Annotated in this window: 20 protein-coding genes and 1 tRNA gene; 11 read left to right on the top strand and 10 right to left on the bottom strand. The window is 64.1% G+C overall.

Annotation, left to right across the window (positions count from 1 at the left end; all coding sequences use genetic code 11):
• Nucleotides 1-102: 102 nt before the first annotated feature.
• Nucleotides 103-786, top strand: a complete 684-nt coding sequence (locus H2LOC_RS02080) for a response regulator transcription factor (RefSeq protein ID WP_136494873.1) — start codon at nt 103-105, stop codon at nt 784-786.
• Nucleotides 770-2,185: a sensor histidine kinase gene (locus H2LOC_RS02085; protein ID WP_246206949.1), complete on the top strand. Its 1,416-nt coding sequence runs from the start codon at nt 770-772 to the stop codon at nt 2,183-2,185. The genes H2LOC_RS02080 and H2LOC_RS02085 overlap by 17 nt, the downstream gene beginning before the upstream one ends.
• On the opposite strand, the gene H2LOC_RS02090 is transcribed toward H2LOC_RS02085, so the two are convergent.
• The 3 genes from H2LOC_RS02090 to H2LOC_RS02100 all read right to left on the bottom strand — a co-directional run bounded on the left by H2LOC_RS02090 (nt 2,080) and on the right by H2LOC_RS02100 (nt 8,803).
• On the bottom strand, nt 2,080-4,545 hold the full coding sequence (locus H2LOC_RS02090; protein WP_136494874.1) for a PAS domain-containing sensor histidine kinase: 2,466 nt from the start codon (nt 4,543-4,545) through the stop codon (nt 2,080-2,082). The genes H2LOC_RS02085 and H2LOC_RS02090 overlap by 106 nt on opposite strands.
• Nucleotides 4,546-4,745: 200 nt before the next feature.
• Nucleotides 4,746-7,397 carry an aminopeptidase N gene (gene pepN, locus H2LOC_RS02095; protein WP_136496958.1) on the bottom strand — a complete coding sequence of 884 codons (2,652 nt, stop codon included), beginning with the start codon at nt 7,395-7,397 and terminating at the stop codon, nt 4,746-4,748.
• Between the two features lie 74 nt (nt 7,398-7,471).
• Nucleotides 7,472-8,803 carry a PQQ-dependent sugar dehydrogenase gene (locus H2LOC_RS02100; protein WP_136494875.1) on the bottom strand — a complete coding sequence of 444 codons (1,332 nt, stop codon included), beginning with the start codon at nt 8,801-8,803 and terminating at the stop codon, nt 7,472-7,474.
• Nucleotides 8,804-9,117: 314 nt separating this feature from the next.
• Here H2LOC_RS02100 and tam point away from each other — a divergent pair, with 314 nt between their 5' ends.
• The 5 genes from tam (at nt 9,118) to H2LOC_RS02125 (ending at nt 12,898) form a co-directional block, all read left to right on the top strand.
• A complete protein-coding gene (tam, locus tag H2LOC_RS02105) occupies nt 9,118-9,888 on the top strand; it encodes a trans-aconitate 2-methyltransferase (RefSeq protein WP_202620570.1) in 771 nt (256 codons plus the stop codon).
• Nucleotides 9,889-9,913: 25 nt separating this feature from the next.
• Nucleotides 9,914-10,270, top strand: a complete 357-nt coding sequence (arsC, locus tag H2LOC_RS02110; protein ID WP_136494877.1) for an arsenate reductase (glutaredoxin) — start codon at nt 9,914-9,916, stop codon at nt 10,268-10,270.
• A gap of 214 nt (nt 10,271-10,484) precedes the next feature.
• Complete coding sequence (locus H2LOC_RS02115; protein ID WP_136494878.1) at nt 10,485-10,997, top strand: tellurite resistance TerB family protein; 513 nt, start codon at nt 10,485-10,487, stop codon at nt 10,995-10,997.
• A gap of 33 nt (nt 10,998-11,030) precedes the next feature.
• Nucleotides 11,031-11,834, top strand: coding sequence for an SDR family NAD(P)-dependent oxidoreductase (locus H2LOC_RS02120; protein ID WP_136494879.1), 804 nt, complete (start codon nt 11,031-11,033; stop codon nt 11,832-11,834).
• A 176-nt stretch (nt 11,835-12,010) separates the two neighbouring features.
• Nucleotides 12,011-12,898, top strand: a complete 888-nt coding sequence (locus H2LOC_RS02125; RefSeq protein WP_136494880.1) for a carotenoid biosynthesis protein — start codon at nt 12,011-12,013, stop codon at nt 12,896-12,898.
• Between the two features lie 86 nt (nt 12,899-12,984).
• Here the strand turns inward: H2LOC_RS02125 and rpmF are convergent, their stop codons facing one another.
• On the bottom strand, nt 12,985-13,173 hold the full coding sequence (gene rpmF / locus H2LOC_RS02130) for a 50S ribosomal protein L32 (RefSeq protein ID WP_136494881.1): 189 nt from the start codon (nt 13,171-13,173) through the stop codon (nt 12,985-12,987).
• Nucleotides 13,174-13,421: 248 nt separating this feature from the next.
• Nucleotides 13,422-13,832: an MAPEG family protein gene (locus H2LOC_RS02135; RefSeq protein ID WP_425487315.1), complete on the bottom strand. Its 411-nt coding sequence runs from the start codon at nt 13,830-13,832 to the stop codon at nt 13,422-13,424.
• A 113-nt stretch (nt 13,833-13,945) separates the two neighbouring features.
• Here H2LOC_RS02135 and H2LOC_RS02140 point away from each other — a divergent pair, with 113 nt between their 5' ends.
• Nucleotides 13,946-14,920: an AraC family transcriptional regulator gene (locus tag H2LOC_RS02140; RefSeq protein ID WP_162009680.1), complete on the top strand. Its 975-nt coding sequence runs from the start codon at nt 13,946-13,948 to the stop codon at nt 14,918-14,920.
• Between the two features lie 18 nt (nt 14,921-14,938).
• Here H2LOC_RS02140 and H2LOC_RS02145 read toward each other — a convergent pair whose 3' ends face one another.
• Together H2LOC_RS02145 and mgtE are read right to left on the bottom strand one after the other, a co-directional pair.
• On the bottom strand, nt 14,939-15,823 hold the full coding sequence (locus H2LOC_RS02145; RefSeq protein WP_136494883.1) for a glycoside hydrolase family 25 protein: 885 nt from the start codon (nt 15,821-15,823) through the stop codon (nt 14,939-14,941).
• A gap of 63 nt (nt 15,824-15,886) precedes the next feature.
• Complete coding sequence (gene mgtE / locus H2LOC_RS02150; protein ID WP_136494884.1) at nt 15,887-17,296, bottom strand: magnesium transporter; 1,410 nt, start codon at nt 17,294-17,296, stop codon at nt 15,887-15,889.
• A 69-nt stretch (nt 17,297-17,365) separates the two neighbouring features.
• On the opposite strand from mgtE, the gene H2LOC_RS02155 reads away from it, so the two are divergent.
• Complete coding sequence (locus H2LOC_RS02155) at nt 17,366-18,259, top strand: polysaccharide deacetylase family protein (protein WP_136494885.1); 894 nt, start codon at nt 17,366-17,368, stop codon at nt 18,257-18,259.
• Nucleotides 18,260-18,609: 350 nt separating this feature from the next.
• Here H2LOC_RS02155 and H2LOC_RS02160 read toward each other — a convergent pair.
• The 3 genes from H2LOC_RS02160 to H2LOC_RS02170 form a co-directional block, all read right to left on the bottom strand.
• Nucleotides 18,610-18,694: transfer RNA gene (locus H2LOC_RS02160), tRNA-Leu, on the bottom strand.
• A gap of 76 nt (nt 18,695-18,770) precedes the next feature.
• Nucleotides 18,771-21,518 carry a heavy metal translocating P-type ATPase gene (locus H2LOC_RS02165; RefSeq protein ID WP_154331544.1) on the bottom strand — a complete coding sequence of 916 codons (2,748 nt, stop codon included), beginning with the start codon at nt 21,516-21,518 and terminating at the stop codon, nt 18,771-18,773.
• Between the two features lie 132 nt (nt 21,519-21,650).
• The gene (locus tag H2LOC_RS02170; protein WP_136494887.1) at nt 21,651-22,130 is read right to left on the bottom strand and encodes a methyltransferase family protein; all 480 of its coding nucleotides are present in this window, start codon (nt 22,128-22,130) and stop codon (nt 21,651-21,653) included.
• A gap of 221 nt (nt 22,131-22,351) precedes the next feature.
• Here H2LOC_RS02170 and H2LOC_RS02175 point away from each other — a divergent pair, with 221 nt between their 5' ends.
• Together H2LOC_RS02175 and bioD are read left to right on the top strand one after the other, a co-directional pair.
• A complete protein-coding gene (locus H2LOC_RS02175; RefSeq protein WP_136494888.1) occupies nt 22,352-23,500 on the top strand; it encodes an 8-amino-7-oxononanoate synthase in 1,149 nt (382 codons plus the stop codon).
• Nucleotides 23,497-24,123, top strand: coding sequence for a dethiobiotin synthase (gene bioD / locus H2LOC_RS02180; protein WP_136494889.1), 627 nt, complete (start codon nt 23,497-23,499; stop codon nt 24,121-24,123). The genes H2LOC_RS02175 and bioD overlap by 4 nt, the downstream gene beginning before the upstream one ends.
• Nucleotides 24,124-24,134 lie beyond the last annotated feature (11 nt).

Genomic DNA, 24,134 nt, shown 5'->3' on the forward strand with positions numbered 1-24,134 from the left:
GCGAGCCGGCCTGCCGCTTTTACGCTGCAAGACCGCCCACAGAGCCAGGGCGCGGCGATCCGCGTCTTTCGAATATTAAGACAAACGAACTATATGACGATTATGCGCATCTTGATTATCGAAGACGACAAGGAAGCAAGCGCCTATCTCGTGAAGGCGTTCCGGGAGCAGGGCCACGTCGCCGACCAGGCCGGGGACGGCCTGGAGGGATACGCCGCGGCGCGCGAAGGCGAGTATGACGTGCTCGTCGTTGACCGCATGCTGCCCAAGCTCGACGGCTTGTCCCTCATCTCCGGGCTCCGGGAACAGAATATCGAGACGCCGACGCTGATATTGTCGGCGCTCGGCCAGGTCGACGACAGGGTCAAGGGGTTGCGCGCCGGCGGCGACGACTATCTCGCCAAGCCTTACGCCTTTTCGGAGCTGCTGGCCCGCGTCGAGGCGCTGGCGCGCCGCAGGTCTGGCGCCCGCGGCGAGGCGACCGTTTACCGCGTAGGCGATCTGGAGCTCGATCGGCTTTCTCACGAGGTCTCAGTCGCAGGGAAGGAGGTCGTTCTGCAGCCGCGCGAGTATCGCCTGCTGGAATATCTGATGAAACACGCCGGGCAGGTGGTGACGCGGACGATGCTGCTGGAGAATGTGTGGGACTATCATTTCGATCCGCAGACCAACGTCATCGACGTGCATATTTCCCGTTTGCGCTCCAAAATCGACAAGGGCAGGGAGACGCCGCTTCTGCACACCATTCGCGGCGCTGGATATATGATCCGTGAAAGCGCTCGGTAAGCTTTTCCGCACGACAGCCTTCAAACTGTCTTTCGCCTATCTGGTGCTGTTCTCCTTCGGCGCCTGGATGGTGCTCGGCAGCGTGGGATGGCGCGTCAGGGAGGTTCTCGACGAGCAGATCTCCCAGACCGTCGACGCCGAGATACAGGGGCTGTCGGAGCAATATTTCGAGGGCGGCGTACGGCAGCTCGCATTGGCGGTGCAAAATCGCGCCCGCGCCCCCGGCAGCTCGATCTATCTCGTGACCACCTACACGGGAGACGTGATCGCAGGCAATATTGCGGCGTCCTCCGTCATGGCGACCGAAGCCGCGGACCTGGTCGAGACCACCTATCAAAGGAGCGGGGAGCTCGCCGACGGCAGGACCCATTTCGCCCTCGCTCGTCTATTCGTCCTGCCCGGCGGCTTCAGGGTGCTGGTCGGCCACGATATCGAAGACCATCGCGTGCTGCGCCAGATATTGGGGCACGGTCTCGGAACTTCCCTGTTCTGGCTCGTGCTGGTCGGCACGATGGGCGGATTGTTCGTCGCGAACCGGCTGATCGAGCGCGTCGATATAATGTCGGCCTCCGCGAGACGCATCATGGCCGGCGACCTCGAACAGCGGCTGGAGGTCACGGGGGCCGGCGACGAACTCGACCGGCTGGCGGAAAACTTCAACGCGATGCTGTCGCGAATTTCCGAATTGATGGTCGGGCTCAAGGAGGTTTCGGACAATATCGCGCATGATTTGAAGACGCCGCTCACGCGCCTGCGCAACCGGGCCGACGAGGTGGTGCGCTCCGACGCGACGCCGGAGGAATATCGCGCAGCGCTTACAGGCGTCATGGAAGAGTCCGACGGCCTCATCCGCATCTTCGACGCGCTGCTGATGATCGCGCGGGCCGAGGCCGGCTATTCGAGCGACAATATGAGCGCCGTCGACGTCGGCAGTGTCGCGAGCGACATCGCCGAGCTTTACGAGCCCGTCGCCGAAGAGAAAGGCGCAAGGCTCGAGCATGTTCTCGAACCCGGCCTCGTTGTTTTCGGCAATCGCGAGCTGCTCGGGCAGGCTATCGTCAATCTCGTCGACAACGCGATCAAATACGGCGCCGAAGGCGCGCAGCCGCTCATCGAAATCCGCGGCGTCCGCAAGGACGATTCAATCGAAATCACGATTGCGGATCACGGCCCGGGAATTCCGTCACAGGATCGCGAGAGAGTTACGGGCCGGTTCGTTCGGCTCGAGAATTCCCGCTCGCGCCCCGGTTCGGGGCTCGGCCTGTCGCTGGCCGCAGCCGTCGCCCGGCTGCATCAGGGAGCGCTGAGCATCGAGGACAATGCGCCGGGGTTGCGCGTGACGATTTCGCTGCCGAGATTCCTGCCGCCGAAAGGCGAGTCCCGGTCCGAGCGCATGTGATAGGGCCGCATCGGCAGATTTGTCGCCGTCGCCGTGCGCACCTTGCCGGCGACGCTCTCGCGCGGCCGCGACGCCTCGCGGAGACTGGCGGCCTTTGCGTCCTTTACGGCGAAGCGCACCAGAACGATGGTTCCGACGCCGACGCGCGAGCGCAGGCGCAGCGAGCCCCGATGCAAGTCCATCAGCGCTTTCGCAATGGCGAGCCCGAGGCCGGAGCCCTTCATGCCGTTCTCGATGACGGCGCGGGATTGTTCGAAGGGCTTGCCGAGCCGCCCGAGCGCTTCCGGCTCGACTCCCTGGCCGTTGTCTTCCACGTAGATGTTCACCCATTGGCCGATCCTGCGGGCGAGCACGCGCACCTTGCCGCCGTCGGGAGTGAATTTCACGCTGTTGGAGAGAAGAACGCCCAATATCTTGACGATGGCGTCGTGATCGCCCGAGCAGGCGAGAGCGGTGGAAAGGTTGCAGCTGATCTCGATGTTCTTCTCCAGCGCCCCGGTGCGGCGCCCCTGCAGCGCTTCGTCGACCGCTTTCGCGACGTTGACTTCCCGCTCGTCGAGCGACATGCGTCCGGTTTCGAGGCGCGACATATCGAGGATGTCTGAAAGTATCTCGCTGAGATAAGCCCCGCTCTTGTTTATGTCCCTGCAGTATTCGAGATATTTCGGCGATCCGAGCTCGCCGAACACCTGCTCCTGCATCATCTCGGAAAAGCCTATGATGGCGTTCAGAGGCGTACGCAGCTCATGGCTCATGTTCGCCAGGAATTCCGACTTGGCGAGATAGGCGGCTTCGGCCTCGGATTTCTGGAAATGATATTGCTCGGCGAGCGTCGCGAGCTGCTGGGCCTGGATTTCGAGTTTCTGCCTCGATTTCATCAGGTCCGCCACGCTGGCGGTGAGGCGGCGCTCGGACAGCAGCAGGCTTTCCTCGTGGCGCTTCAGGGCGGAGATATCGGCGCCGACCGAGACATATCCGCCATCCTTGGTGCGGCGTTCGTTTATTTGCAGCCAGCGTCCGTCGACCAGGCGCACCTCATAGGTGCGGGCGTCTCTCGAACCGATCTCGGACGAAATCTCCGTATGCGCGAGAGGCGCAGTGGCGAAGGCCATGACGCGCTTGTAGCTGTCGCCCGGGTTCACGAGGGCGCTCGACAGGCCGTGCAGCTCCAGGAACTTCGAGTTGCAGGTGACGAGCCTGTTTTGTGCGTCCCACAGGACGAAAGCCTCCGATATCGCGTCGATCGCGTCGCGCAGCCGCATGTTTGCGGTGGCGGTCGTCGCGGCGAGAGCTTTCTCTTCGGAGATGTCCACCGCAATGCCGACGAGATGCTTGCCCGGCTCGCGGTCGTCTTCGACGAGTTCGGCCCGCGCGCGAAGCCATATCCAGTTTCCGGCCGCGTTCCTGATGCGGAATTCCACGTCGACGTGATTGGTCTTCGAACTCGCCACCATTTCGGCGATATGGGCGAGATTGGCGTCTTCGGGATGCAGCATCTCGTTGAGCTCGCAGATGGCAAGGCAGCGCCGTTCCGCCTTGCGCCCGAGAATTTCGTGCATCGAGTCGGACCAGTAGATGCGGCCATGCGCAATATCCCAGTCCCACAGGCCGCAGCGTCCGCGCGAGAGCGCGGTCTCGAGCCGGCGCCTTATGTGGCTGTTGACCTTCTCCGCCTCCTCGCGGCGTCGGGACTGGCGAAAATAGGCTGCGAGAATGATCAGTAGGACGATCGTCGCGCCCGCGAAGGTCAGGGCGTAGCGCCAGGCGACGGCGCGCCACTCTTCGAGAACGGAGTCGAGCGGATGGATGAGCGCGACCTGTCCATAGGGCGTGGGAAGCTTGCGCACCACGACGATGGCCCCGGTTCCGTCCGCGAGCGTCACGCGAGCGGCTCCCGCACCTTCGGCAAAATCGGCCACGGCCGGGTCCTGGCCCAGAATCTCGGCGAGGGTGACATTGGCGTGTGCCGCTTGCGGCCAGACCGCCGTCACGCGCCCCTGCTCGTTCGTGACGATGATGCGGCGGCCACGCGCGGCGTGGCGGGGGGCGATATGCGCCAAGGGCTCTTTTACGGATGGCGTCGCGCCCGCGGTTTCGATCGCGTCGCGTAGATCGCGCCATATCGCCTTTGAGAAAATCTCGAGATCGGCCGAAGCGTCGATCACGAGCCGATCGTGGACGCTCACGCTCAGCGCTACGGCGAATTCGCCGAGCGCGACGATGCAGACTGCGCAGGCGGCAAGGGCGAGGCGCGTCAGCCAGAGTCCGCTGAGCTGCGCCTCGTTCCGGTCGGGAAAGCTGTAAGAGCCCCATACCGTTTCGGCATGACTCAACGCTTTGGCTGCGGATGGACGCGCCATGATGAGCTCCTCTGGCTTGGGCTGGAAGAAGAAGACAGTCCCTGTAATCTTCGAATCAGGGCCATCTGAATCCCTTCCGCTCCAGTTGTCCAGAGGTTAAATTGTCGTAAATGAAGATCCTTAAGCAAATGAGTCGGTTAGGAAATGTATTAACCGGCCGGGACGGGATTTCGCCCCGTCTCCGGCCTCGACGGGAAGGGTCAGATCCCCAGCGCCCGCGTCGCGATGTCGCTCACATCGCGTGAAAGTCCCGGCCCCGCCGCCACGCGTTTCAGCGCGCTCTCCGCCAGCGCCCGGCGCTTCGGCTCCAATGTGCGCCATGTCCGCAGCGCCGACAAAAGCCGGGCCGCGACCTGCGGGTTCTTGGGGTCGAGCTCCAGCACGACATTCGCCAGCAACTCGTAGCCCGATCCGTCGAGGGCATGGAAGCGGGTCGGATTGCCGGAGCAGAAGGCGCCGATCAAAGCTCGAATGCGATTGGGGTTGGCCAGAGAGAAATCCGGATGCCGCATCAGCTCGCGGACCAGAGTCGTCGTCGCTTCCTCGGGAATGGTCGCCTGCAAGGCGAACCATTTGTCTATGACCAGGGCGTCGCCTTGGTAGGTCTGGTAGAATTGCGCAAAGGCCCTTTGCCGCGGTTCTCCTCCTGCCAGCGCGAGGGTCGAGAGAGCGGCGAGCCTGTCGGTCATGTTGGAGGCGGCTTCAAACTGACGTTCGGCCAACACGCCGCCTCTCGCCTTGTCGCCCGCGGCGATGAGATCGAGCGCGACGTTCCTGAGCGAGCGGCGGCCCGCGCTCGACGCGTCCGGAGAATAGGAGCCGGAGCTTTCGAAGCGGGCGTGAATCTCTTCGAGCAGCGGCTTCAGAGTCCCGCCGAGTTCCTGGCGCAGGGCGCTGCGGGCTGAAAACAGAATGTCGGGATCGACGTTCTCTCCCATTTCACGGGCGAGGTCGATTTCGCTGGGGAGCGACAGAACCTGCGCCGCGAAGGCCGGGTCCATGTCGTTGGCGTCGAGCAAGCGCTGCAAGGCGGCGTAAAAGGCGCTGTCGTCCGGCGTTTGGCCTTCGCCTCGCAGGGCGGCGACCCTCGCAAAGATGGAGCGCAGGGCGAGGCTCTGCGCCGCCTGCCACCGGTTGAAGGGATCGTCGTCGAAGGCGAGCAGCCGTACAAGATCCGCGTTGTCGGGAGCCGGCTCCAGCCTGATCGGCGCGGAGAAACCGCGCAGGAGCGAGAGCGTCGGCCGCGCAGGCAATTGTTTGAAGCGGACGGTCCTGCTTTGCGTGGAGAGTTCGATCGTCCCGCGGGATTTTTCTTCCGGAGTCGCGTCGTCGGAAACGAGAGCCAGCTTTTCGCCCTTGTCGTCGAACAGCGCCAGGGTGATCGGCATCTGCAAGGGTTTCTTCTCGCTTTGCCCGGGCGTGGGCGGCGTCGACTGGGTGAGCGTAAGCGACAAGGATCGGGCCGCGGGATCCCAGCTGGTCTCGGCGCGGACCAGGGGCGTGCCGGCCTGGCTGTACCACACTGCGAAATGGGAGAGATCGCGGCCCGAACTCTCAGCGAAGCAGGACAGGAAATTCTCGACCGTCGCCGCGGTTCCGTCGAAGCGCTCGAAGTATAGATCCATTCCGCGGCGGAACGCTTCGTCTCCGATCAGCGTCTTGAGCATGCGGATGATTTCGGCGCCCTTTTCATAAACGGTCGCGGTGTAGAAGTTGTTGATCTCGCGATAGAGGTCTGGACGCACCGGATGGGCGAGGGGGCCCGAATCCTCGACGAACTGGGTCAGCCTCAGCGTGCGCACGTCGCCGATGCGCTTCACCGCGCGCGAGCGCTGGTCGCTCGAGAATTCCTGATCGCGGAAGACGGTCAAGCCTTCCTTCAGACAGAGCTGGAACCAGTCGCGGCAGGTTATACGGTTGCCGGTCCAGTTGTGGAAATATTCATGCGCGATCACCGCTTCGATGCCGGCGTAATCGGAGTCGGTCGCAGTCTGCGGCGAGGCCAGAACATATTTGTCGTTGAAGATGTTCAGGCCCTTGTTTTCCATCGCGCCCATGTTGAAGTCCGACACGGCGACGACATTGAAAACATCGAGGTCATATTCGCGGCCGAAGGCCTGTTCGTCCCACTGCATCGAGCGAACCAGCGCGTCCATGGCGTAATCGGCGCGCGATTCCTTGCCGTGTTCGACATGGATGGCGAGCTTGACCTTTTTTCCGGAGGCGGTGGTGAAATCGCCTTCGATGCGGCCGAGATCGCCGCCGACCAGCGCAAAAAGATATGACGGCTTGGGGAAGGGATCGCGCCACACTGCATAATGCCGTCCGCCCGGCAGATCGCCCGCCTCCACGGGGTTGCCGTTGCCGAGCAGCACCGGGGCTTCGCCTTTGTCGGCTTCGATGCGCGTCGTATAGACGCTGAGCACGTCGGGCCTGTCGAGAAAATAGGTGATGCGGCGAAAGCCTTCCGCCTCGCATTGGGTGCAATAGGCGGAACCCGAGCGATAAAGCCCCGAGAGCTGTGTGTTTCCGTTGGGATCGACCAGCGTCTCTATTTCCAGGGTGAAAGGCTGCGCCGGCGGCGCGTGCACAACCAGGCTGTCGGGCGCGGCTTCGTAATCTGCGGCTGCGAGGCTGCATCCGTCGAGCTTCAAGCTCTGCAAAGCCAGCCCGTCGCCGTCGAGCTTCAGGGGAGCGTCCGCGCGTCCCTCGGGATTGCGGCGCAGGCGCAACCTGGCCAGCACCCTTGTTTCCGTTCTGTGCAGCGAGATGTCCAATTCGACCGTGTCGATCAGGAAATCCGGGGGCAGGTAGTCGCACAGGCGCACGGCCTGGGGCGGAGGGTTGCGCATCATGTCCTCGAAGCTGGAATCAGGAATCTGCCAAGAATATAGGCTCGAGCGGGGGGAGGCGCGAGCCGCGGCGGTCACTTTCCAGCATAGGAAGCGCGCCAGATCGAGCCATTGCCGTCCTCGCTGAACAGGAGCGATCCGTCTCTTGCAATTGCGACGCCGGTAGGCCGGCCGCGAACGTCTCCGTCGTCCTGGAGGAAGCCGGTGATGAAATCCTCGTATCCGCCGGTCGGCCGGCCGTCGTCGAAGCGCAAGCGGATGATCTTGTAGCCGGTGAGCCTGGAGCGGTTCCATGAGCCGTGCAAGGCGATGAAAGCGTCGCCCCGGTATTGCGGCGGGAATTGCGCGCCGTCGTAGAACGTCATGCCGAGCGGGGCCGAATGCGGCTGGATGAGCACGTCGGGCGTCGCAGACTTGTCGGCCAGATCCGGGCGCTCTCCGGCGTGACGCGGATCGGGATGGGAGCCGATGTAATACCAAGGCCAGCCGTAGAAGGCGCCGGCTTCGACATTGGTTGCGTAATCTGGAGGCAGGTTGTCCCCGAGCAGGTCCCTCTCGTTGACCGCGCACCAGATGTCGTTGCTTCCCGGCCTCGGCGCAAGGCCGGAACAATTGCGAAGACCGGTTGCATAGGGGCGGCGATGTCCGCCCTCGGGATCGAGGGCGAGCACCTGGGCTCGGCCTTTCTCCACGCCTCCGAACTCTCCGACGGCGCCCGTATTGTCGGTCGCCGGGGTCCGCAGGCCTTCTGCGGCGTTGGTTTCCGAGCCGATCGCCACATAAAGCGTCGCGCCGTCGCTGGAGAAAGCGAGGTCCCGCGTCGAATGTCCGCTGCCGCCGGGGATGTCGGCGATCTTCTCGGCTGGGCCGGTAGGCTTGGTCGCGCCCTCGGCGTAAGGGTAGCGCAGCACCTCGGTCTCCGCGCCGATGTAAATGTAACGCGGCTCCGGGCCCGGGGGATAAAAGGCGATTCCGTATGGTCCCTGCAGTCCGCGGATAAACACCTCGTTCAGGGCGAACCTGTCGCCGCTCTCGTCCAGCCTCAGCAGGCGAATATTGCCTGCCGTGCTTTCGGCCAGGAATATGTCGCCGTTCGGCCCCGTCCGCATCGTCCGAGGCCCCCTGAAATTCTCGGCCAGCATTCGCACCTTGAAACCTTCGGGAGCTCGGGGGCGCCAGCCTGCGGGAGGCCGAGCCATTCTGCCGCTGCGGGATGCGGAGCCGGCCTCGTTGGGCGCAGGCAGATCGTCGACCGTGATCTTGTGCGCAACGCCGGGGGCGTCGTCGCGCCAGTCTCCGAAAACCACAGGCGCCTCGCGCCGCGGTTCGTTCGCGGTCTCTCCGGGGCCGACCGCAAGGAAGACATAGGCCGGCGAGACGATCGCAAAGAGCCAGCGCAGTTTCATTCCGTTCGCCTTTTTTGCGCGTGGGAGACGTGAGCGCGGCGGCGCCATACGCCCCTCAGACGCCACAATGGACATGCATTCATATTGTGGTGGGGCTGCGACAAGTAAAGAATCACGGGGAGGCTGGATATGCGGGACGTCGACATCCGTTTCATTCGGCGCGGCTTAAAATCCTTGCTTCGGGCCTGATCTCCCCAAAGGCGCAGAGTTCGACCGGCGAATTCCCTTAGCTTCGATCCCTGCGCCGGCGTTGCGCCGCAAATCCCGGCGTCACGCGAGGAACAATTGTCGCGATGAAATTGGAGGTCGTTTCGGTGGGGGACTGGGATTCAGCGCTTTACATGAAGTTCGAGCATGAGCGGACGCGCGCGGCGATAGATCTTCTCGCTCAGGTTCCGGATATGGACCCCAAGATCGTCTACGATCTCGGCTGCGGTCCCGGCAACAGCGCCACACTGCTCAAGCGGCGCTTTCCTCGCGCCTCAGTGATCGGCGTGGACAATTCGGACAACATGTTGCAGGTCGCCCGCCAAAGGGTGGTGGACGCAGATTTCATCAAGGAGGACATCGAGTCCTGGCGGCCGCGGGAGGAAACCGACCTCGTTTTCGCAAACGCCTCGCTGCATTTCGTGCCCGAGCATTACGATCTGATGGTCCGGCTTGTTTCCTGTTTGAGGGACGGCGGTTGCCTCGCCGTGCAGATGCCCAACAACATGCAGGAAGACTCGCATGCGCTGATGCGCATGGTCGCCGCGGACGGACCATGGGCCGACCGGCTGGTGCCGGTCGCCAAGAGCCAGGCGATCATCGGTCCTCTCGACGAATATTATCGCCTGCTGGCGCCGATCTGCTCGAGTCTGGACATTTGGCAAACGACCTATATCCATCCCGTCGACGGACCCGATCGCATCGTGGAATGGTTTGAAGGCGCCGAGCTGCAACCGTTCCTGAAGCCTTTGTGTCCGGCGGAGAAGGAAGCCTTTCTGGCGCGCTACAGGGATGCGCTGTCCCAGGCCTATGCGCCTCAGCCGAACGGCAAATTCCTGTTACGCTATCCGCGTCTCTTCTTCGTTGCGCAAAAATGACGACGACAATTCGGAGCAGCTTACCGTGACCATCACGATTTATCACAATCCCGCCTGCGGCACCTCCCGCAACGTCCTGGCCATGATCCGGCAGAGCGGCGTGGAGCCGGTCGTGATCGAATATCTGAAAAATCCGCCGAGCCGGGAAAAGCTGGTCTCGTTGTTGAAGGCCATGGGCATGACTGCGCGTCAGTTGCTGCGCCAGAAGGGGACGCCCTACGACGAGCTCGGGCTTTCCGATCCCAAATGGACCGAGGACCAGTTGATCGATTTCATGATCTCTCACCCGAAGCTGATCGAGCGGCCGATCGTGGAGGCGCCCAAGGGCGCGCGTCTGTGCCGGCCCGCGGAAAAGGCGCTCGAAATTCTCCCCGGCGCTTGAGATCGGCGAAATCCTCGGCGCTACACTTTCGGTCCGGCCTGCTTTATAGCGAAACGAGCTTTGCCGGCGCTCCTTTCGGCCGCGATTGCGGCGATGGGCGCCGGAAGGCCTTTGGATTTGCGCGCGGCGGAAAGCGCGCGGAAATCGGCCATGAGAGCGACGACTTTCGCACAGGCCGGCGAGTTGTTGCGGGAAACGCTCCGGGGGACGCAGGATGTTCGACGCGCTCAAAGGTTTTCTTTCCGAGATCGCCGGCGGCGAGCCCTCTGAAAGGCGGTTCGAGGCCAACGACTATCGCCTCGCCGCGGCCGCCCTGCTGGTGCATATCGCGACGATCGACGGTGAATTCGACGCCAATGAACGCGAGCGGCTCCAGGCGATCGTGGAGAGCCGCTTTGGGCTGAACCGCGCGACCGCCCGGGAGCTGATCCAGCACGCCTCCGAGAGCGAGCGGGAAGCCGTGGACCTGTTCCGTTTCACCAGCGTGCTCAAGCGAACGCTCGACGAAGAAGGGCGTCGTCAGGTCGTCGCCATGCTGTGGGAAATGGCCTATGTCGACGGCTCGGTTCACGAGTTTGAGGAAAATGTCGTCTGGCGGGTCGCGGAATTGCTCGGCGTTTCTTCGCGCGATCGCGTGATGCTGCGAAAGGACGCCGAGGAGGAAGCCGCCGTCCGCGAGGTCCCGGCCGAAAAAGAAAGCTTTCCCGGTCCCTGGTCGAAGTCCTGAGGGGATCGCCTGCGCCAAAGAGGAACCATCCAGATGAACGACCTAGCCGTCGGGCGGACAAAAGCGACGATCGTCACGGGCGCGTCGGAGGGCATAGGGGCCGAACTCGCCCGCATCTTTGCGGCGAAGGGCCATGAGGTCGTGCTGGTGGCGCGTCGCCGCGACCGCCTGGAGGCGCTGGCCGCCGAAATCGCCTCAACGGGCGGCAAGGCTCATGTCATCGAACTCGACCTTTGCGGCGAGGGCGCCATCGACGCGCTGGAAGTCGCCTTGCGCCAGGCCGGACTAACGCCCGAAATTCTCGTCAACAACGCAGGCTTCGGCCTGATCGGCCCCGCGTCGAAGCTGGACGAGGCCGAGCAGCTTCATATGGTCGAGCTGAACGTCAAGGCGCTGTCGGCGCTGACCCTGCGCTTCATGAAACCGATCATGGAGGCGAAGGGCGGCATTCTGAACGTCGCCTCGATCGCCTCCTTCATGCCGGGCCCCAATTTCGCGGTTTACTACGCCACCAAAGCCTATGTGCGCTCCTTCAGCGAGGCCATCGCACAGGAGTTGGCTCCGCTCGGCGTCAAGGTCTCCTGCCTTTGCCCGGGGCCGGTGCTGACCGGCTTTCAGGCCCGGGCGGGCTTCGACCTCACGGGCGCGATGGCCGCGTTGAAGCCCTCGCTGGTTTCCGCGGAGGAGGTCGCGCGCCAGGGCTATGAGGGACTGTTTGCGGGCAGGCGGGTGGTGGTTCCCGGCGTGATGAACAAATTCACAGTGGCCTTCGCGCGCCTTACTCCCCGGGCGGTGCTGATGCCGATCCTCGCTTTCGCCCAGAACGGGCGAACCTAGGGTGTTTTCATGTTTCATGGAAACACCCTAGGCTTTTGTTTTAACGCGTTTCCAACGCCGAACCGGCGTCCACTTCGGCTGGAAAGACTCTAGGCTCCTTGTTTAATCGTGTTTTCTTCACGCGAACCGGTATCCGCTTCGCTCGAAAGCACTCTAGCCCGCCATTCACGAGGGGAATGATGTTGCAGGGCCGCTGCTATTTATCCTCTCATTGGCGCGAAGCGATCATTTGGTCGCTTATCGCCGTTTATCTCGCCTTGGGCGCGCTCTATGCTTGGGATCCATCGCCCTTCACGCTGTGGTGGGCCGCGATCGGGTGCGCCTGCGCCTTTATCCATTGTGTGAGGAACTATCGTTTCGGAAATGCTCTTGCCCTGTTGGCTATCTGCCTCGTCGTGAGCTTTACGACGGAAAATATCGGCAGCGCGACCGGTCTAATTTTCGGACGCTATCATTTCGAGGTCGGCGCGGCGCTTCCTCATGTGGGCGCAATTTCAATTATCGTCGGCGGCGTCTGGTTCGGCATGGGCTATTTCGCGTGGATTGTCGCAAGCACGATCCTGGACAACGCCGACCGTAGGCTGAACGAAAACGGCAACATCGTACTTTTGCCCATTGTCGCTGCGCTCGTGATGACGCAGTGGGATTTTGTGATGGACGCGCCGATGGCGACGATTTCCAAAGCATGGATCTGGCACGAAGGCGGGGCGGTTTTCGGGGCGCCTCTGACAAACTACTTCGGCTGGTTGCTCACCAGTTGGCTGTTCTATCAGGGATTCGCCTTCTATCTCGCCAGCCGGCGATCCATCCCCGTTCCAACTCGCGAGAGCGCATATCGGCTGGTCGCGATCCTCTTTTATGCCTTTTCTGGGTTAACCCATCTGACGCCCTGGCTCATCGACCAATCGGGAGACGTGGCAGACGCAACCGGCTATGTTTGGCGCGTCCACGACATTCGCGAAGCGACGGTTGCGGCGATGCTGTTCACGATGTTCTTCACGTCGATCATTGCTGCGGCGCGCCTCGCCAGAACGTATAAAAAACCGTCGACTCAAATCATTTGATGAAAGGCCCTGGCCCAAACGAAAACAGAGCGGAACCCGTGCGGGTTCCGCTCTCGTTAATTCGCAAGGCTTGCTGTCGATGAAGCTTACGCTTCCTGCGACTTGACCTTGAGGACCTGACGGCCGCGATACATGCCGGTCTTCAGATCGATATGGTGGGGACGGCGCAGCTCGCCCGAATCCTTGTCCTCGACATAGGTCGGCGCAGCCAGGGCGTCAGCGGAACGACGGAACCCGCGCTTCATCGGCGAGGTTTTTCTCTTCGGAACTGCCATTTTATCACTTCTCCAACAGCCCCGGGGCGCAGGCGCCATGCGCGGGACGAAAACTCGAAAGGCGCGGATACACCAAAACGCCGCCCATGGCTAGAGCGCGCTCCGCAAAAGTTGACAGGCTTTTGCGATCGGAATGGGGCGTCCTGAAGGCCCGCCGCAACGCCACGGGCCGCGCCCACGGAAAGCGCGCGAGACGCCATCCGGCGCGCGACCCATAGCGCGTAAAGCCCGATTCGAGCAACAGCCGCTCACATGGCCCCGAGAATGCGCAGAAACAGCGTCGCCTGCGCGCCGAAGCCGATCAGGAAGGCGACGGTGCGAAGCACCGGGACGCCAGCGGCGTAAACCACCGCATGCGCAAGGCGGCTCCAGAAGAAGAGAGCGCAGGCGAGCGCCGTCGCGGGCGTTCCGAGGCCGAGGACATGGACGATGAGCGCCAGCGGGGCGAACACGACCAGATTTTCAATCGCGTTGCGGTGGGCGCTGGCGAGCCGATAGGCCCATTCGGCGCGGGGGTGAGCGTCCCGGGCCGGGTTCTTGAGCGTCGGCCAGACGCCGATCTCGAAGAAGCGGTCGACCACGATCGGAACCCAGATCAGTCCCGTCAAGGCGGCGGACAGGGCGAGATAGGTCAGTTCGGGGGGCAGGGGGCTGGTCATGGGATGTCTCCGGGTTCGACCGACGGCGCCGGCCGTGACAAGAAAACAGCTACGCCGCTGCGACGAAGCTATCTATGATGGCGCCGATCGTTTTCTTGACCGGAACGACTGTCATGACGCTCGCAGATCCCTTGGACGACGCGCTGGACGATCTGCGCATCTCCGGCTCGGTGCTGGTCCACCAGGCCCGCAAGCCGCCATGGGCGGTCGACGTTCCCAGGGAGGCCCGGCTTCGCGAGCTTCTCGGGGTCGGCGCGGACATGCGGGTGCTGCCGTTTCATCTCGCCCACCGCGGCGGCTTCGATCTCAGCCGCGAGGGCGAAACGGTCGGCAGGGTGAATGCCCCCGAGCTTCTGCTGCTGCCGGGCGGAAAGGCGCATTGCCTCTCGGACGGATTCGGCGCGCGGCCCGAACCGCTGGAGGCCATTCTTCGCGCAGACGCGCCTCATATGACGCCGCACGACGAGCCGGGAGCGACGGAATTGATCTGCGGCGCCTTCGTCATGCGCGCGGCTCCGCTCAACCCGCTCTTGGGCGCTTTGCCCCCGGCTCTCAAGGTCGCGGCCGGCGGAAACGGGGCCAGTTCGGCTTTGGCGGCGGCGGCGGCCATGCTCGCGGCCGAATGCGGCCGACGCTCCCGCAACGGCTTCACCGCCCAGCGGCTTCTGGAGGTGCTGTGCGCCGAGGCGATCCGTTCATATCAGCAGAGCGCGGGCGATCGGGACGCCGGCTGGTTCCGCGGTCTCGCGGACCCAAAAATTTCCGAGGCGGTGCGCCATGTGCATTCCGAGCCGGGCGCGGACTGGAGCGTGGAGGTTCTGGCGGCGCGGGTGGCGCTGTCGCCCTCCCGATTCGCGGCGCGATTCCGGGAGACCATGGGGGAGAGCGTGATGGCCTATGTGAGCCGATGGCGCGTCAATGTGGCCTGCCGCTGTCTGCGCGAAACCGGGGCGCCCCTCGAACATATTGCCGAGCGCGTCGGCTACGACAGCGTTCCTGCCTTCAGCCGGGCGTTCAAGGCGCGGGTCGGTCTTTCGCCGGCCCAATGGCGCCGGGAGGCGGCGTCCGACGCCGGGCGTGATCCGTAAAGGATCGGGCCGCTCCTGTTATTGCGCGTGCTCGGCGATTTCTCCCTCGGTCTGCCCTTTGAGCCATCTGCGCCATTGCTCGTGGTTGCCGTGGAACGCGTTCTGGTCCACGGCGCCGGGAATGCCCGGAACCGAGCCGTCGGAGCGATATTGCCAGAAGGTCCATTTGCGCGACCCGTAGCGCACAGTCGGGTGGTATTTGGTCGAGCGCACCCATATCGGATATTCCGACAGGGCGTCCGAGTGCAGGATGGCCTGATAGAAATCCACCGAGGAATAGATGATTGGCTTCTTGCCGTAGTGACGCTCCAGTTCTTCGAGCATCTTGCGCATGTCGGCGAGAACTTCTTCCCGGTAGAGCGTGCGTTTGCAGGTTCTGGAAGTGGGCGTCGCCTCGACGTCGAGCACCGGCGGCAGGGCGTCCGGCTCGACCGGCACGATGTTCTTGAAATTGCCGATTTCCTCATGCGGAGGACGGCACCAGTAGACGAAATGATAAGCGCCGCGCGGAATGCCCGCGGCCCTTGCGGCCTCCCAGTTGCGCTCGAATTTCGAGTCTATCGCGTCGCCGCCCTCGGTCGCCTTGATGAAGGCGAAGGACACGCCGGAATCCCTGACCGCCTCCCAGTCGATATTGCCCTGGTATTTGGAGACGTCGACGCCGTGAACGGCGTAATTGGAGCTCAGGGTGGCGGGAAAATTGGGCAGTTCCGACTCCGGCACCGCATAGGCGAGGAAGTCCGGGTCCCGCTTGGGATGGGAGAGCGGCGCGCTGGTCGCAAAGCGCGGCGAGCGGTGGCCGTAGGTGGGGTCTACGCCGCTCCCGCAGGAGGCGAGAAGAAAGGCGGCGGCCATCGGCGCCGCCAGCAGCGATAGCGATCGGAAAGTGTTCAAGGCGCGCATTCCGTCAAATTAGACCTCGGGCGGTAACGATTCGTTTAAATCCAGCCCTTTCTCCGGTCGTGCTTAATAAAGTCCGAACCACAGGCTGGCGATGGAGAGAAACGCCCCGTAGCCCACGACGTCGGTCACAGTGGTCACGAAAGCGGAGGAGGACACCGCCGGGTCGATTTCAAAACGATCGAGCGTGAGCGGCACCAGTATTCCCCCAAGGGCGCCGGCGACGAGATTGGTGCACATGGCGAGCCCCATCACAGGCGCTATGCCGATATTTTGAAACCAATTGGCCGCAACTACGCCTGTTATAAGGCCGAAAGCGGCCCCATTCAGGGCGCCGGCGGCGAGCTCGCGCAAAATGATCCGAGTGGCGTTGGCGCGGGACAATTCCCGCGTCGCCAGGGCGCGGACCGCCACCGTCATGGTCTGGGTGGCGGAATTGCCGCCCTGGCTCGCGACGATGGGCGCGAGCACCGCCAGCGCGACCATCTGCTGCAACTGGCTTTCGAACAGCCGCAGCACAGAGGAAGCTATGAAGGCGGTGCCGAGGTTGATGAGCAGCCACAGGAACCGGCTTTTCGCCGTTTGCCAAAAATTGTCGGACAGTTCTTCCGCCGGGCTGACGCCGCCGAGCGCCTTGATCTCCTCGGTCGCCGCAGCTTCCAGAACGTCGACGATATCGTCGATGGTTATGACGCCGACGAGCCGTTCGGCCTCGTCCACCACGGGGACCGAGACGAGATTGTAGCGCTCGAACAGCCGCGCCACCTCGGCGCTCTCGTCGGTCGGATGCACGCGGCGACGGTCGGCCTGCATGATCTCGTCGACTCTCTTGGTCGGCGCCTCGCGCACCAGCGCGTCGAGAAACACGGTTCCTAGCAGGCGATAGCCGGGGTCGACGACGAACACTTCGAAGAAATTGTCCGGCAGCTCGTCCGGGTCGGTGTTGCGGAAGAAGTCGAGCACCTGGCCCGCGGTCCAGAAGGGCGGAACCGCGATCAGCGTGGTCTGCATCAGGCGGCCGGCGCTGTCCTCGGGACAATCCAGCGAGCGGCGCAGGATGACGCGCTCATGCGCGGGCAGCGCCTCCAGAACCTCGGCTTGTTCCTCGGGCTCCAGCGCCTCGAGGATCGCCACCGCGTCGTCGCTCTCGAGGTCGCGCACCGCTTCCGCCAGCGTTTCGACCGGCAGCTCCTCGAGAATGTCCTCGCGCGTGGTTTCGCCGACTTCCGTGAGCGCCACGAAGTCGAAATCCGCGCCCATCAGCGCGATCAGGCGGTTGCGGGTTTCGTGATCCAGCAGCTCCAGCAGCGCGCCGAGGTCAGACTCGTGCAGAGCGCCTACGAGCTCATGGACCTGGGCCGAATCTCCTTCGGCGACGGCGCGTTCCACCCTTTCGACGAAATCGCCGCGGGGCTCTCCGCTCTCGTCGCGAAAAATGTTCGGGTCGGTCTCGGTTTCTTCACTATCGAAGGTCATATGGAGCCCGCTGCGTCATATCCCGGCTGCATAACCCGGCCGCGGGTGAAATCAAAACGGTAAAGCGCCATGTCAACCTGCCGCCGTCTCCATGTCATCGCCGGCCTCGCCTTCCTTCTCGTGACTGCTCCCGCAGCCGCCGCTTCCTGCGGGCCCGAAAAACTCGGCGTCTCCCGGGAGATCGCCATCGACGGCTCGCAGGGGCTGTCGCTCGGATTGCAAAGCTATCCCGCGACCCTTGCGCTGGCCGACCATGAGGTGGTCTTGACCTTCGACGACGGTCCCGCCGCCACGACCGCGCAGGTTCTCGCCGCGCTGCAGGAGGAATGCGTCCGCGCCACCTTCTTCGTGATCGGCGAAAACGCCACGGGCATGCCCGCCACGGTAAAGCGCGAGGTCTCCGATGGACACAGCGTCGGCTATCACTCCAACACCCATCCCGCAAAAACGCTGAGGCTGATGTATCCGGAGGGGGCGAAGGCCGACATAGATGCGGGGGTGGCGGCGGTGGACAAGGCCGCCTATGGCGCGGCTTCGGACAAGCCGCATAATCCCTTTTTCCGCTTTCCGGGATTCGCCGATACGCCCGCGCTGCTCGACTATGTCCATGGACGCGGCATGGCGGTGTTCGGGGCCGATCTATGGGCTTCGGACTGGCAGGCGATGACGCCGCAAAGCGAGCTCGCGCTCGTCATGGGGCGGCTGGAGAAGCTCGGCAAGGGGATCGTGCTTTTTCACGACTCGCGGATCAGCACGGCGAAAATGATGCCCGATTTTCTGCGGGCGCTGAAGGAAAAGGGATTCAAGATCGTTCATATGGTCGCGGGCGCAGGCCCGACGCCGGTGGAGAAGGCCGGCCCCGACTGGAAGTCCACCACCGAGCCGATCATCGCGCGCACTCTGAGCGGCCATGGCCATGTGCATGGCGGCGAGACCAAGGAAGCCGAACCGGCGGCGCGGTGAGGTTTGGCGGGGTGGCGCGCCTGTCCTACGGAACAGGCGGCGCTGTCGCAACGCAGAGCTTGAGAAGAAAGCCGCGACGGGAATCGGGCGACGGGCGGAACCGTTCTATGTGTGGCGCCCCTACCTCCCCCTGCGCGGGGAGGTCGACCGCGGAACGCGGTCGGGTGGGGGTAAAAGGCGCAAAATGGAGGCTATGTCACCCCACCCCGCCGCTTTGCTGCGACCCTCCCCCTCCAGGGGAGGGTAAGCGGTCCTTCGCCTAAAGCTGTAAAAGCGTGGCCGACTTCCGGCGCGAAAGCCATTTTCGGCTTTCTCACCGATTTTGTCTGCGCCAAAATCTCGAAGAGTTTTGGTGCGGTCGAGAGGACTCGAACCTCCACTGGTTGCCCAACTAGCACCTCAAGCTAGCGCGTCTACCAATTCCGCCACGACCGCCCGGGGCGCTTCGCTCTGAAGCGCCGGCGGGTCAGCGTCTAACAAATCGGCCGGGCAAAGACAAGCCGCTGTTTTATTATTGTGACAGTTTGGCGGGGTAACCCGCGTCGGTGATGATCTGCGCCAGCGCCTCGGGGTCCTTGGGAGCGGGCGAAACCTCGACTTTTCCGGTGGCGAGATCCACTTTCACCTCGGCGCCCGGCTGCGCCGCCTGCACCGCCTTGGTGACGTGCTTCACGCAATTGCCGCAGCTCATCTCCTTCACGTCGAAGGTCGCGCTCATTTGATTCTCCTCTTCTTTCTTTGGTTCGGGCGATTCGATTCGCGAAATATGGGTGAGGTCCGGGCCGACATGGGGCGGCTGGAAACGGCGCAGGCGCAGCGCATTGCTGATGACGAAGACGCTGGAGAGAGCCATCGCTCCCGCGCCCAGCATCGGCGACAGCAGCGTTCCGTTCACCGGATAGAGCGCTCCCGCCGCGACGGGTATCAGAATCACATTATAGGCGAAGGCCCAGAACAGGTTTTGCGCGATATTGCGCATCGTGGCCCGGGAGATCGCCAGGGCGGCGGGAACCTTTGCGAGATCCCCGGACATCAGCACGACGTCCGCGGCCTCGATCGCGACATCCGCGCCGGCGCCGATCGCTATGCCCGCGTCGGCCGCCGCAAGCGCGGGCGCGTCGTTCACGCCGTCGCCGACGAAGGCGATTTTTTTATCCTGGCGCAGTCTTTTCAGGGATTCCACCTTGCCGTCGGGCAGGACGCCGGCGATCACCCGGTCGATCCCGACCCGGGCGGCGATGGCTTGCGCGGGCTTTTCCGCGTCGCCGGTGATCATCGCCGAAGCGACGCCCATGTCGTGGAGGGCCGCGATCGCGTCGGCGCTGGTGGGTTTGACCGCGTCCGCCACGCAAAGCAGGGCTGCCACCGCGCCGTCGACCGCGGCGTAGAGTGGAGTCTTGCCTTCCGCCGACAGGCGGGACGCCTCGGCCGCGAAAATTCCGGCGTCGAAGCGGAGCGAATCCATGTAGCGCGCGGCGCCGACGGCGATCTTCTTCTTGCCGACGACGCCGGAGACGCCCATGCCCGGGACCGAGACGAATTTGGAGCAGGGCGAGACCGCGAGCCCCTGGGCTTTGGCCGCTTCCACCAGGGCGCGGGCGAGGGGATGTTCGGAAAGCGCCTCGACGCTGGCGACGAGCGCGAGAACCTTGTCCTTCTTAGCCTTGGGAGCGGTCACGAAATCGGTCAGCTGCGGCTTGCCGAGGGTCACGGTGCCGGTCTTGTCGAAGGCGATCAGCGCAACGTCGCGGAGCGTCTGTAAAGCCTCGCCCTTGCGGAACAGAACGCCCAGCTCTGCGGCGCGGCCCGTGCCGGTCATGATGGCGGCCGGGGTGGCGAGGCCCATCGCGCAGGGGCAGGCGATGATGAGCACACTCACCGCGTTGACCAGGGCGTAGCTCAGCCTGGGCTCGGGGCCGATCAGCATCCATATGGCGAAGGTCGCCGCCGCTATGGCGAGGACGACCGGCACGAAGACGCCCGTGACCTTATCCGCGAGAGCCTGGATGGGCAGCTTTGCGCCCTGGGCCTGCTCCACCATGCGGATGACGCCGGCGAGGAATGTGTCCGCGCCGACCCTGGTTGCGCGAAAGGCGAAGGCGCCGGTGGTGTTGACCGTGGCGCCGGTGACCGTCGCGCCCTGCCTTTTGGCGACGGGCGCGGGTTCGCCCGTCATCATCGATTCGTCGACATGGGACTCGCCGCTCACGACCACGCCGTCGGTCGGGATTCTCTCCCCGGGCCGCACCAGAACGATGTCGCCGACGCGGACGTCCTCGGTGGCGATGTCCAGCGGCTGTCCGTCGCGCTCCACATGGGCGATGCGCGGCTGCAGCCGGGCCAGCGCCCGAATCGCGTCCGAAGTGCGGCCTTTGGCGCGAGCTTCCAGAAACCGCCCGAAGAGGATCAGCGTGACGATGACGCAGGCGGATTCATAATAGACATTGGCGGCGCCGGCCGGCAGCAGCGAGGGCCAGAAAGTGGCGACGACCGAATAGAGATAGGCTGCGCCCGTGCCGGTCGCGACGAGGCTGTTCATATCCGGCGTTCCCCGCAGCAGGGCGGGCAAGCCCCTGGCGTAGAACGGCCTGCCGGGGCCGGCCAGGATCAGAGTCGTGAGGACGAAGGAAACATAAAGCGCCGTCATGTGGCCGATATTGGCGGCGATCCATTCATGCGCGCCGGGTATGACATGCGCGCCCATCTCCAGGGCGAAAACAGGGGTCGTCAGAACGGCGGCGGCGAGAAGCCGTCGCGACAGGGCGCGGCTTTCCTCTTCCTTGGCGTCGCCCTGGGGGGCGGCCTTCTCCGGGATCGGCTCATAGCCGGCCTCGGATATGGCGCGGCTCAGCTTTTCGATCAGTCCAGGGCCCTTGAGCGCACGCACCGTCGCCCGCTCGGTCGCGAGATTGACGTTCGCCTCGATGACGCCCGGCGTAGCGCGCAGCGCCTTCTCTACATGGGAGACGCATGAGGCGCAGGTCATGCCGCCCACGCCGATCTCGATCGTTTCGATTACGGGCTCATAGCCCGCTTCGGCGACGGCTTGCGCGATGCCGGCGGCTTTGGTTCCCGGCCTGAGCGCGACCTCGACGCGTTCGGTCGCCAGATTCACGCTGGCGCCCGTCACGCCTTCGGTGTTCTTCAGGGCTTTTTCCACATGGGCCACGCATGAGGCGCAGGTCATCCCGCGCACTTCAAACCCTAGCCTGTCGGCGGGCGCGGACTGCGTAGCGGCGGCGTCTTCTGTGGCGGACATGGCGACACTCGATCTCTCTTTTGCCGCGCCTTTGTGGGAGCGCGTTGTCGCAAGAGGCGAGAGGCATTTGCGACAACGCGTTACATGTTTTTCGCCCGGCGCGATTTCTACCGAAGACGATGAGAAATCGCGTTAGAGCCAGCGGGGCGTGCGCGCGGCGTATTGCTGGAATTCGGCTCCGAATTTCCGTTCCAGATGTCGTTCCTCCGGCTCGATCGCCAGTTTCGTCAGAGCAAGAGACAGCAGCGGCGTGAGCAGGACCATCCACAGCGAACGCAGCAGCAGCCCGAGGCCGAGCGTCAGGGCCAGCTCCGAGACGTATATCGGGTTGCGGGAATAGCGAAACGGCCCGCTGGTCACGAGCGCCGACGCGGATCGATGGGGGAGTATGGTCGTCCGGCGGCGTCTCAAGGTCATGGCGCACCAGATGTCGTTGGCGACCCCAAGCGAGACCAGCAGAGCTCCCGCGACATGGCCCAGTTCAGGCGGAATCAAGGGGGCCGGAAAGAATTGCTGCAGCAGCCGTCCGGCGATGATGACCGCGATGAAAAGCAGGGGCGGCCAGGGGATGCTGGAGGGCGGGACGTCGCTTTCTTTGCTGGGAGGGATCAAAAAAGCGCTCCTTGGATTAGCTTTAGATGGCCCCGTCCAGTGAAAAATGCAAGCAACCGCCTGAATTCCCCGGAGGCGGAGCGAAAAGCTACGACATGCGCCCTTTGTTAAAAGCCGGGCGACGCGACCGCGTCAAGCGCCCCGGCGCCAAAAAGGAGAAAGCCCGAGGATCGCCGCCGTGCTTCCAAGCCGGAGCGGATAGCGCTAATTGCTTGGCCGCCATGACCACAAAAGCCGACAACTCCGATTTCCTCGCGCCTTTCGCCGCCGACCTCGATGCGCTGGCGGCTCGCGACCGGCTCCGCGCGCTGGCGCCTCGGGCAGGCTGCGATTTCGCCTCCAACGACTATCTGGGCCTGGCGGAGTCTCAGATTTATCGTGATGCGGCGAGCGCCGCGCTGGCTCGGGGCGTCCCGCTCGGCGCCGGCGGCTCGCGATTGCTGAGGGGGAATCATCCCGAGCACGAAGCGCTGGAACAGGAGGCGGCCCGGTTTTTCGGCGCCGAGGCGGCGCTGTTTTTCGGGGCGGGATTCGCCGCCAACGAGGCGTTGTTCTCCACCCTGCCGCAGCGGGGCGATCTGATCCTCTACGACGAACTCATTCACGCCAGCGCCCATGAGGGCATGCGCCTGTCGCGGGCTGAAAGCCGGCCGGTCAGGCACAACGACCCCGCAGCTTTCGAAGAGGCCATAAAATGCGCCGCGGCCGACCGCATCTGGATCGCGGTCGAAAGCCTCTACAGCATGGACGGCGACACGGCGCCGCTGGCCGAGCTCGCCGACATCGCCCTTCGGCGCGGCGCCTTCCTCGTGGTCGACGAAGCCCATGCGACGGGTGTGTTCGGGCCGGGCGGACGCGGCCTCGCCCATGGCCTGGAGGGGCGGGACAATGTCGTTACGGTGCACACCTGCGGCAAGGCGCTGGGCCTTTCCGGCGCGCTGGTCTGCCTGCCGCTCGTAATGAGAGATTTCCTCGTCAACCGTTGCCGCCAATTCATCTTCGCGACGGCGCCGTCGCCTTTGCTCGCCGCTTCGGTCCGCGCCGCTCTTGGGATAATCGAAGCCGCCGACGACAGGCGCGCGGCTCTGGCGCAGCGCGTGACGCGCGCGCGCGATCTGTTGCGGCTTGCGACCGGCGCCGAGCCTTCCTCGACGCAAATACAGCCCGTGATCGTCGGCTCCGACGCAAGAGCGCTGGCGCTCGCGGGGAGAATGCAGGCGCAAGGCTATGACATCCGCGCGATTCGTCCGCCGACGGTTCCGCGCGGCACGTCGCGCCTGCGTATCTCCCTGACCCTCAACCCGCGCGACGACGAAATCGACGCCATGATCGCCCTGCTCGGGCGAGAGATGGAGAGGCTTGCGCCATGAGCCGCCGCATCGTCGTCGCCGGAACCGACACGGGCGTCGGCAAGACGGTGTTCTCGGCCGCGCTCGCGGCGGCTCTCGACGGCTATTACTGGAAGCCGGTGCAGGCGGGCCTCGAAAGCGAAAGCGATTCGCAATGCGTCGCGCGTCTGTCGGGCCTGCCGCCGGAGCGCATCCTGCCCGAGGCCTGGCGCTTCAGGACTCCCGCCTCGCCCCATTACGCCGCGCGTCTCGACGGCGCCGTCATCGATCCGGCGCGACTCGATCCTCCCCGATGTCCTGCGCCGCTCGTCATCGAGACCGCGGGGGGCGTCATGACGCCGCTGACGCTGAAGGCTCCGACCATCGACGTCCTCGAGCGCTGGGGTTTTCCGGTCGTCGTCGTGGCGCGCACGTCGCTCGGAACCATCAATCACAGCCTGCTGACGATCGAGGCCCTGCGGCGCCGGGGGATTCCCGTGCTCGGCGTCGCCTTCGTCGGCGAGCCGAACCTCGAATCCGAGGCGGCGATCGCGGCGATGTCGGGCGCAAAGGACCTCGGGCGACTGGCTTTGCTCGCTCGCCTCGACAGCGAGAATCTCCGCGCCGCTTTCGCGCGCGGCTTCGTCGTCGAAGACTTTTTATAGAAGCGAAAACA

The organism is Methylocystis heyeri (genome assembly GCF_004802635.2).
Lineage (GTDB): Bacteria > Pseudomonadota > Alphaproteobacteria > Rhizobiales > Beijerinckiaceae > Methylocystis > Methylocystis heyeri.

Coding starts and splice junctions, on each gene's coding strand:
- H2LOC_RS02080 (WP_136494873.1), top strand. CDS start 103: ATGCGCATCTTGATTATCGAAGACGACAAGGAAGCAAGCGCCTATCTC.
- H2LOC_RS02090 (WP_136494874.1), bottom strand. CDS start 4,545: ATGGCGCGTCCATCCGCAGCCAAAGCGTTGAGTCATGCCGAAACGGTA.
- pepN (WP_136496958.1), bottom strand. CDS start 7,397: ATGCGCAACCCTCCGCCCCAGGCCGTGCGCCTGTGCGACTACCTGCCC.
- H2LOC_RS02100 (WP_136494875.1), bottom strand. CDS start 8,803: ATGAAACTGCGCTGGCTCTTTGCGATCGTCTCGCCGGCCTATGTCTTC.
- H2LOC_RS02115 (WP_136494878.1), top strand. CDS start 10,485: ATGTTCGACGCGCTCAAAGGTTTTCTTTCCGAGATCGCCGGCGGCGAG.
- H2LOC_RS02120 (WP_136494879.1), top strand. CDS start 11,031: ATGAACGACCTAGCCGTCGGGCGGACAAAAGCGACGATCGTCACGGGC.
- H2LOC_RS02125 (WP_136494880.1), top strand. CDS start 12,011: ATGATGTTGCAGGGCCGCTGCTATTTATCCTCTCATTGGCGCGAAGCG.
- rpmF (WP_136494881.1), bottom strand. CDS start 13,173: ATGGCAGTTCCGAAGAGAAAAACCTCGCCGATGAAGCGCGGGTTCCGT.
- H2LOC_RS02135 (WP_425487315.1), bottom strand. CDS start 13,832: ATGACCAGCCCCCTGCCCCCCGAACTGACCTATCTCGCCCTGTCCGCC.
- H2LOC_RS02140 (WP_162009680.1), top strand. CDS start 13,946: ATGACGCTCGCAGATCCCTTGGACGACGCGCTGGACGATCTGCGCATC.
- H2LOC_RS02145 (WP_136494883.1), bottom strand. CDS start 15,823: ATGCGCGCCTTGAACACTTTCCGATCGCTATCGCTGCTGGCGGCGCCG.
- mgtE (WP_136494884.1), bottom strand. CDS start 17,296: ATGACCTTCGATAGTGAAGAAACCGAGACCGACCCGAACATTTTTCGC.
- H2LOC_RS02155 (WP_136494885.1), top strand. CDS start 17,366: ATGTCAACCTGCCGCCGTCTCCATGTCATCGCCGGCCTCGCCTTCCTT.
- H2LOC_RS02165 (WP_154331544.1), bottom strand. CDS start 21,518: ATGTCCGCCACAGAAGACGCCGCCGCTACGCAGTCCGCGCCCGCCGAC.
- H2LOC_RS02175 (WP_136494888.1), top strand. CDS start 22,352: ATGACCACAAAAGCCGACAACTCCGATTTCCTCGCGCCTTTCGCCGCC.
- bioD (WP_136494889.1), top strand. CDS start 23,497: ATGAGCCGCCGCATCGTCGTCGCCGGAACCGACACGGGCGTCGGCAAG.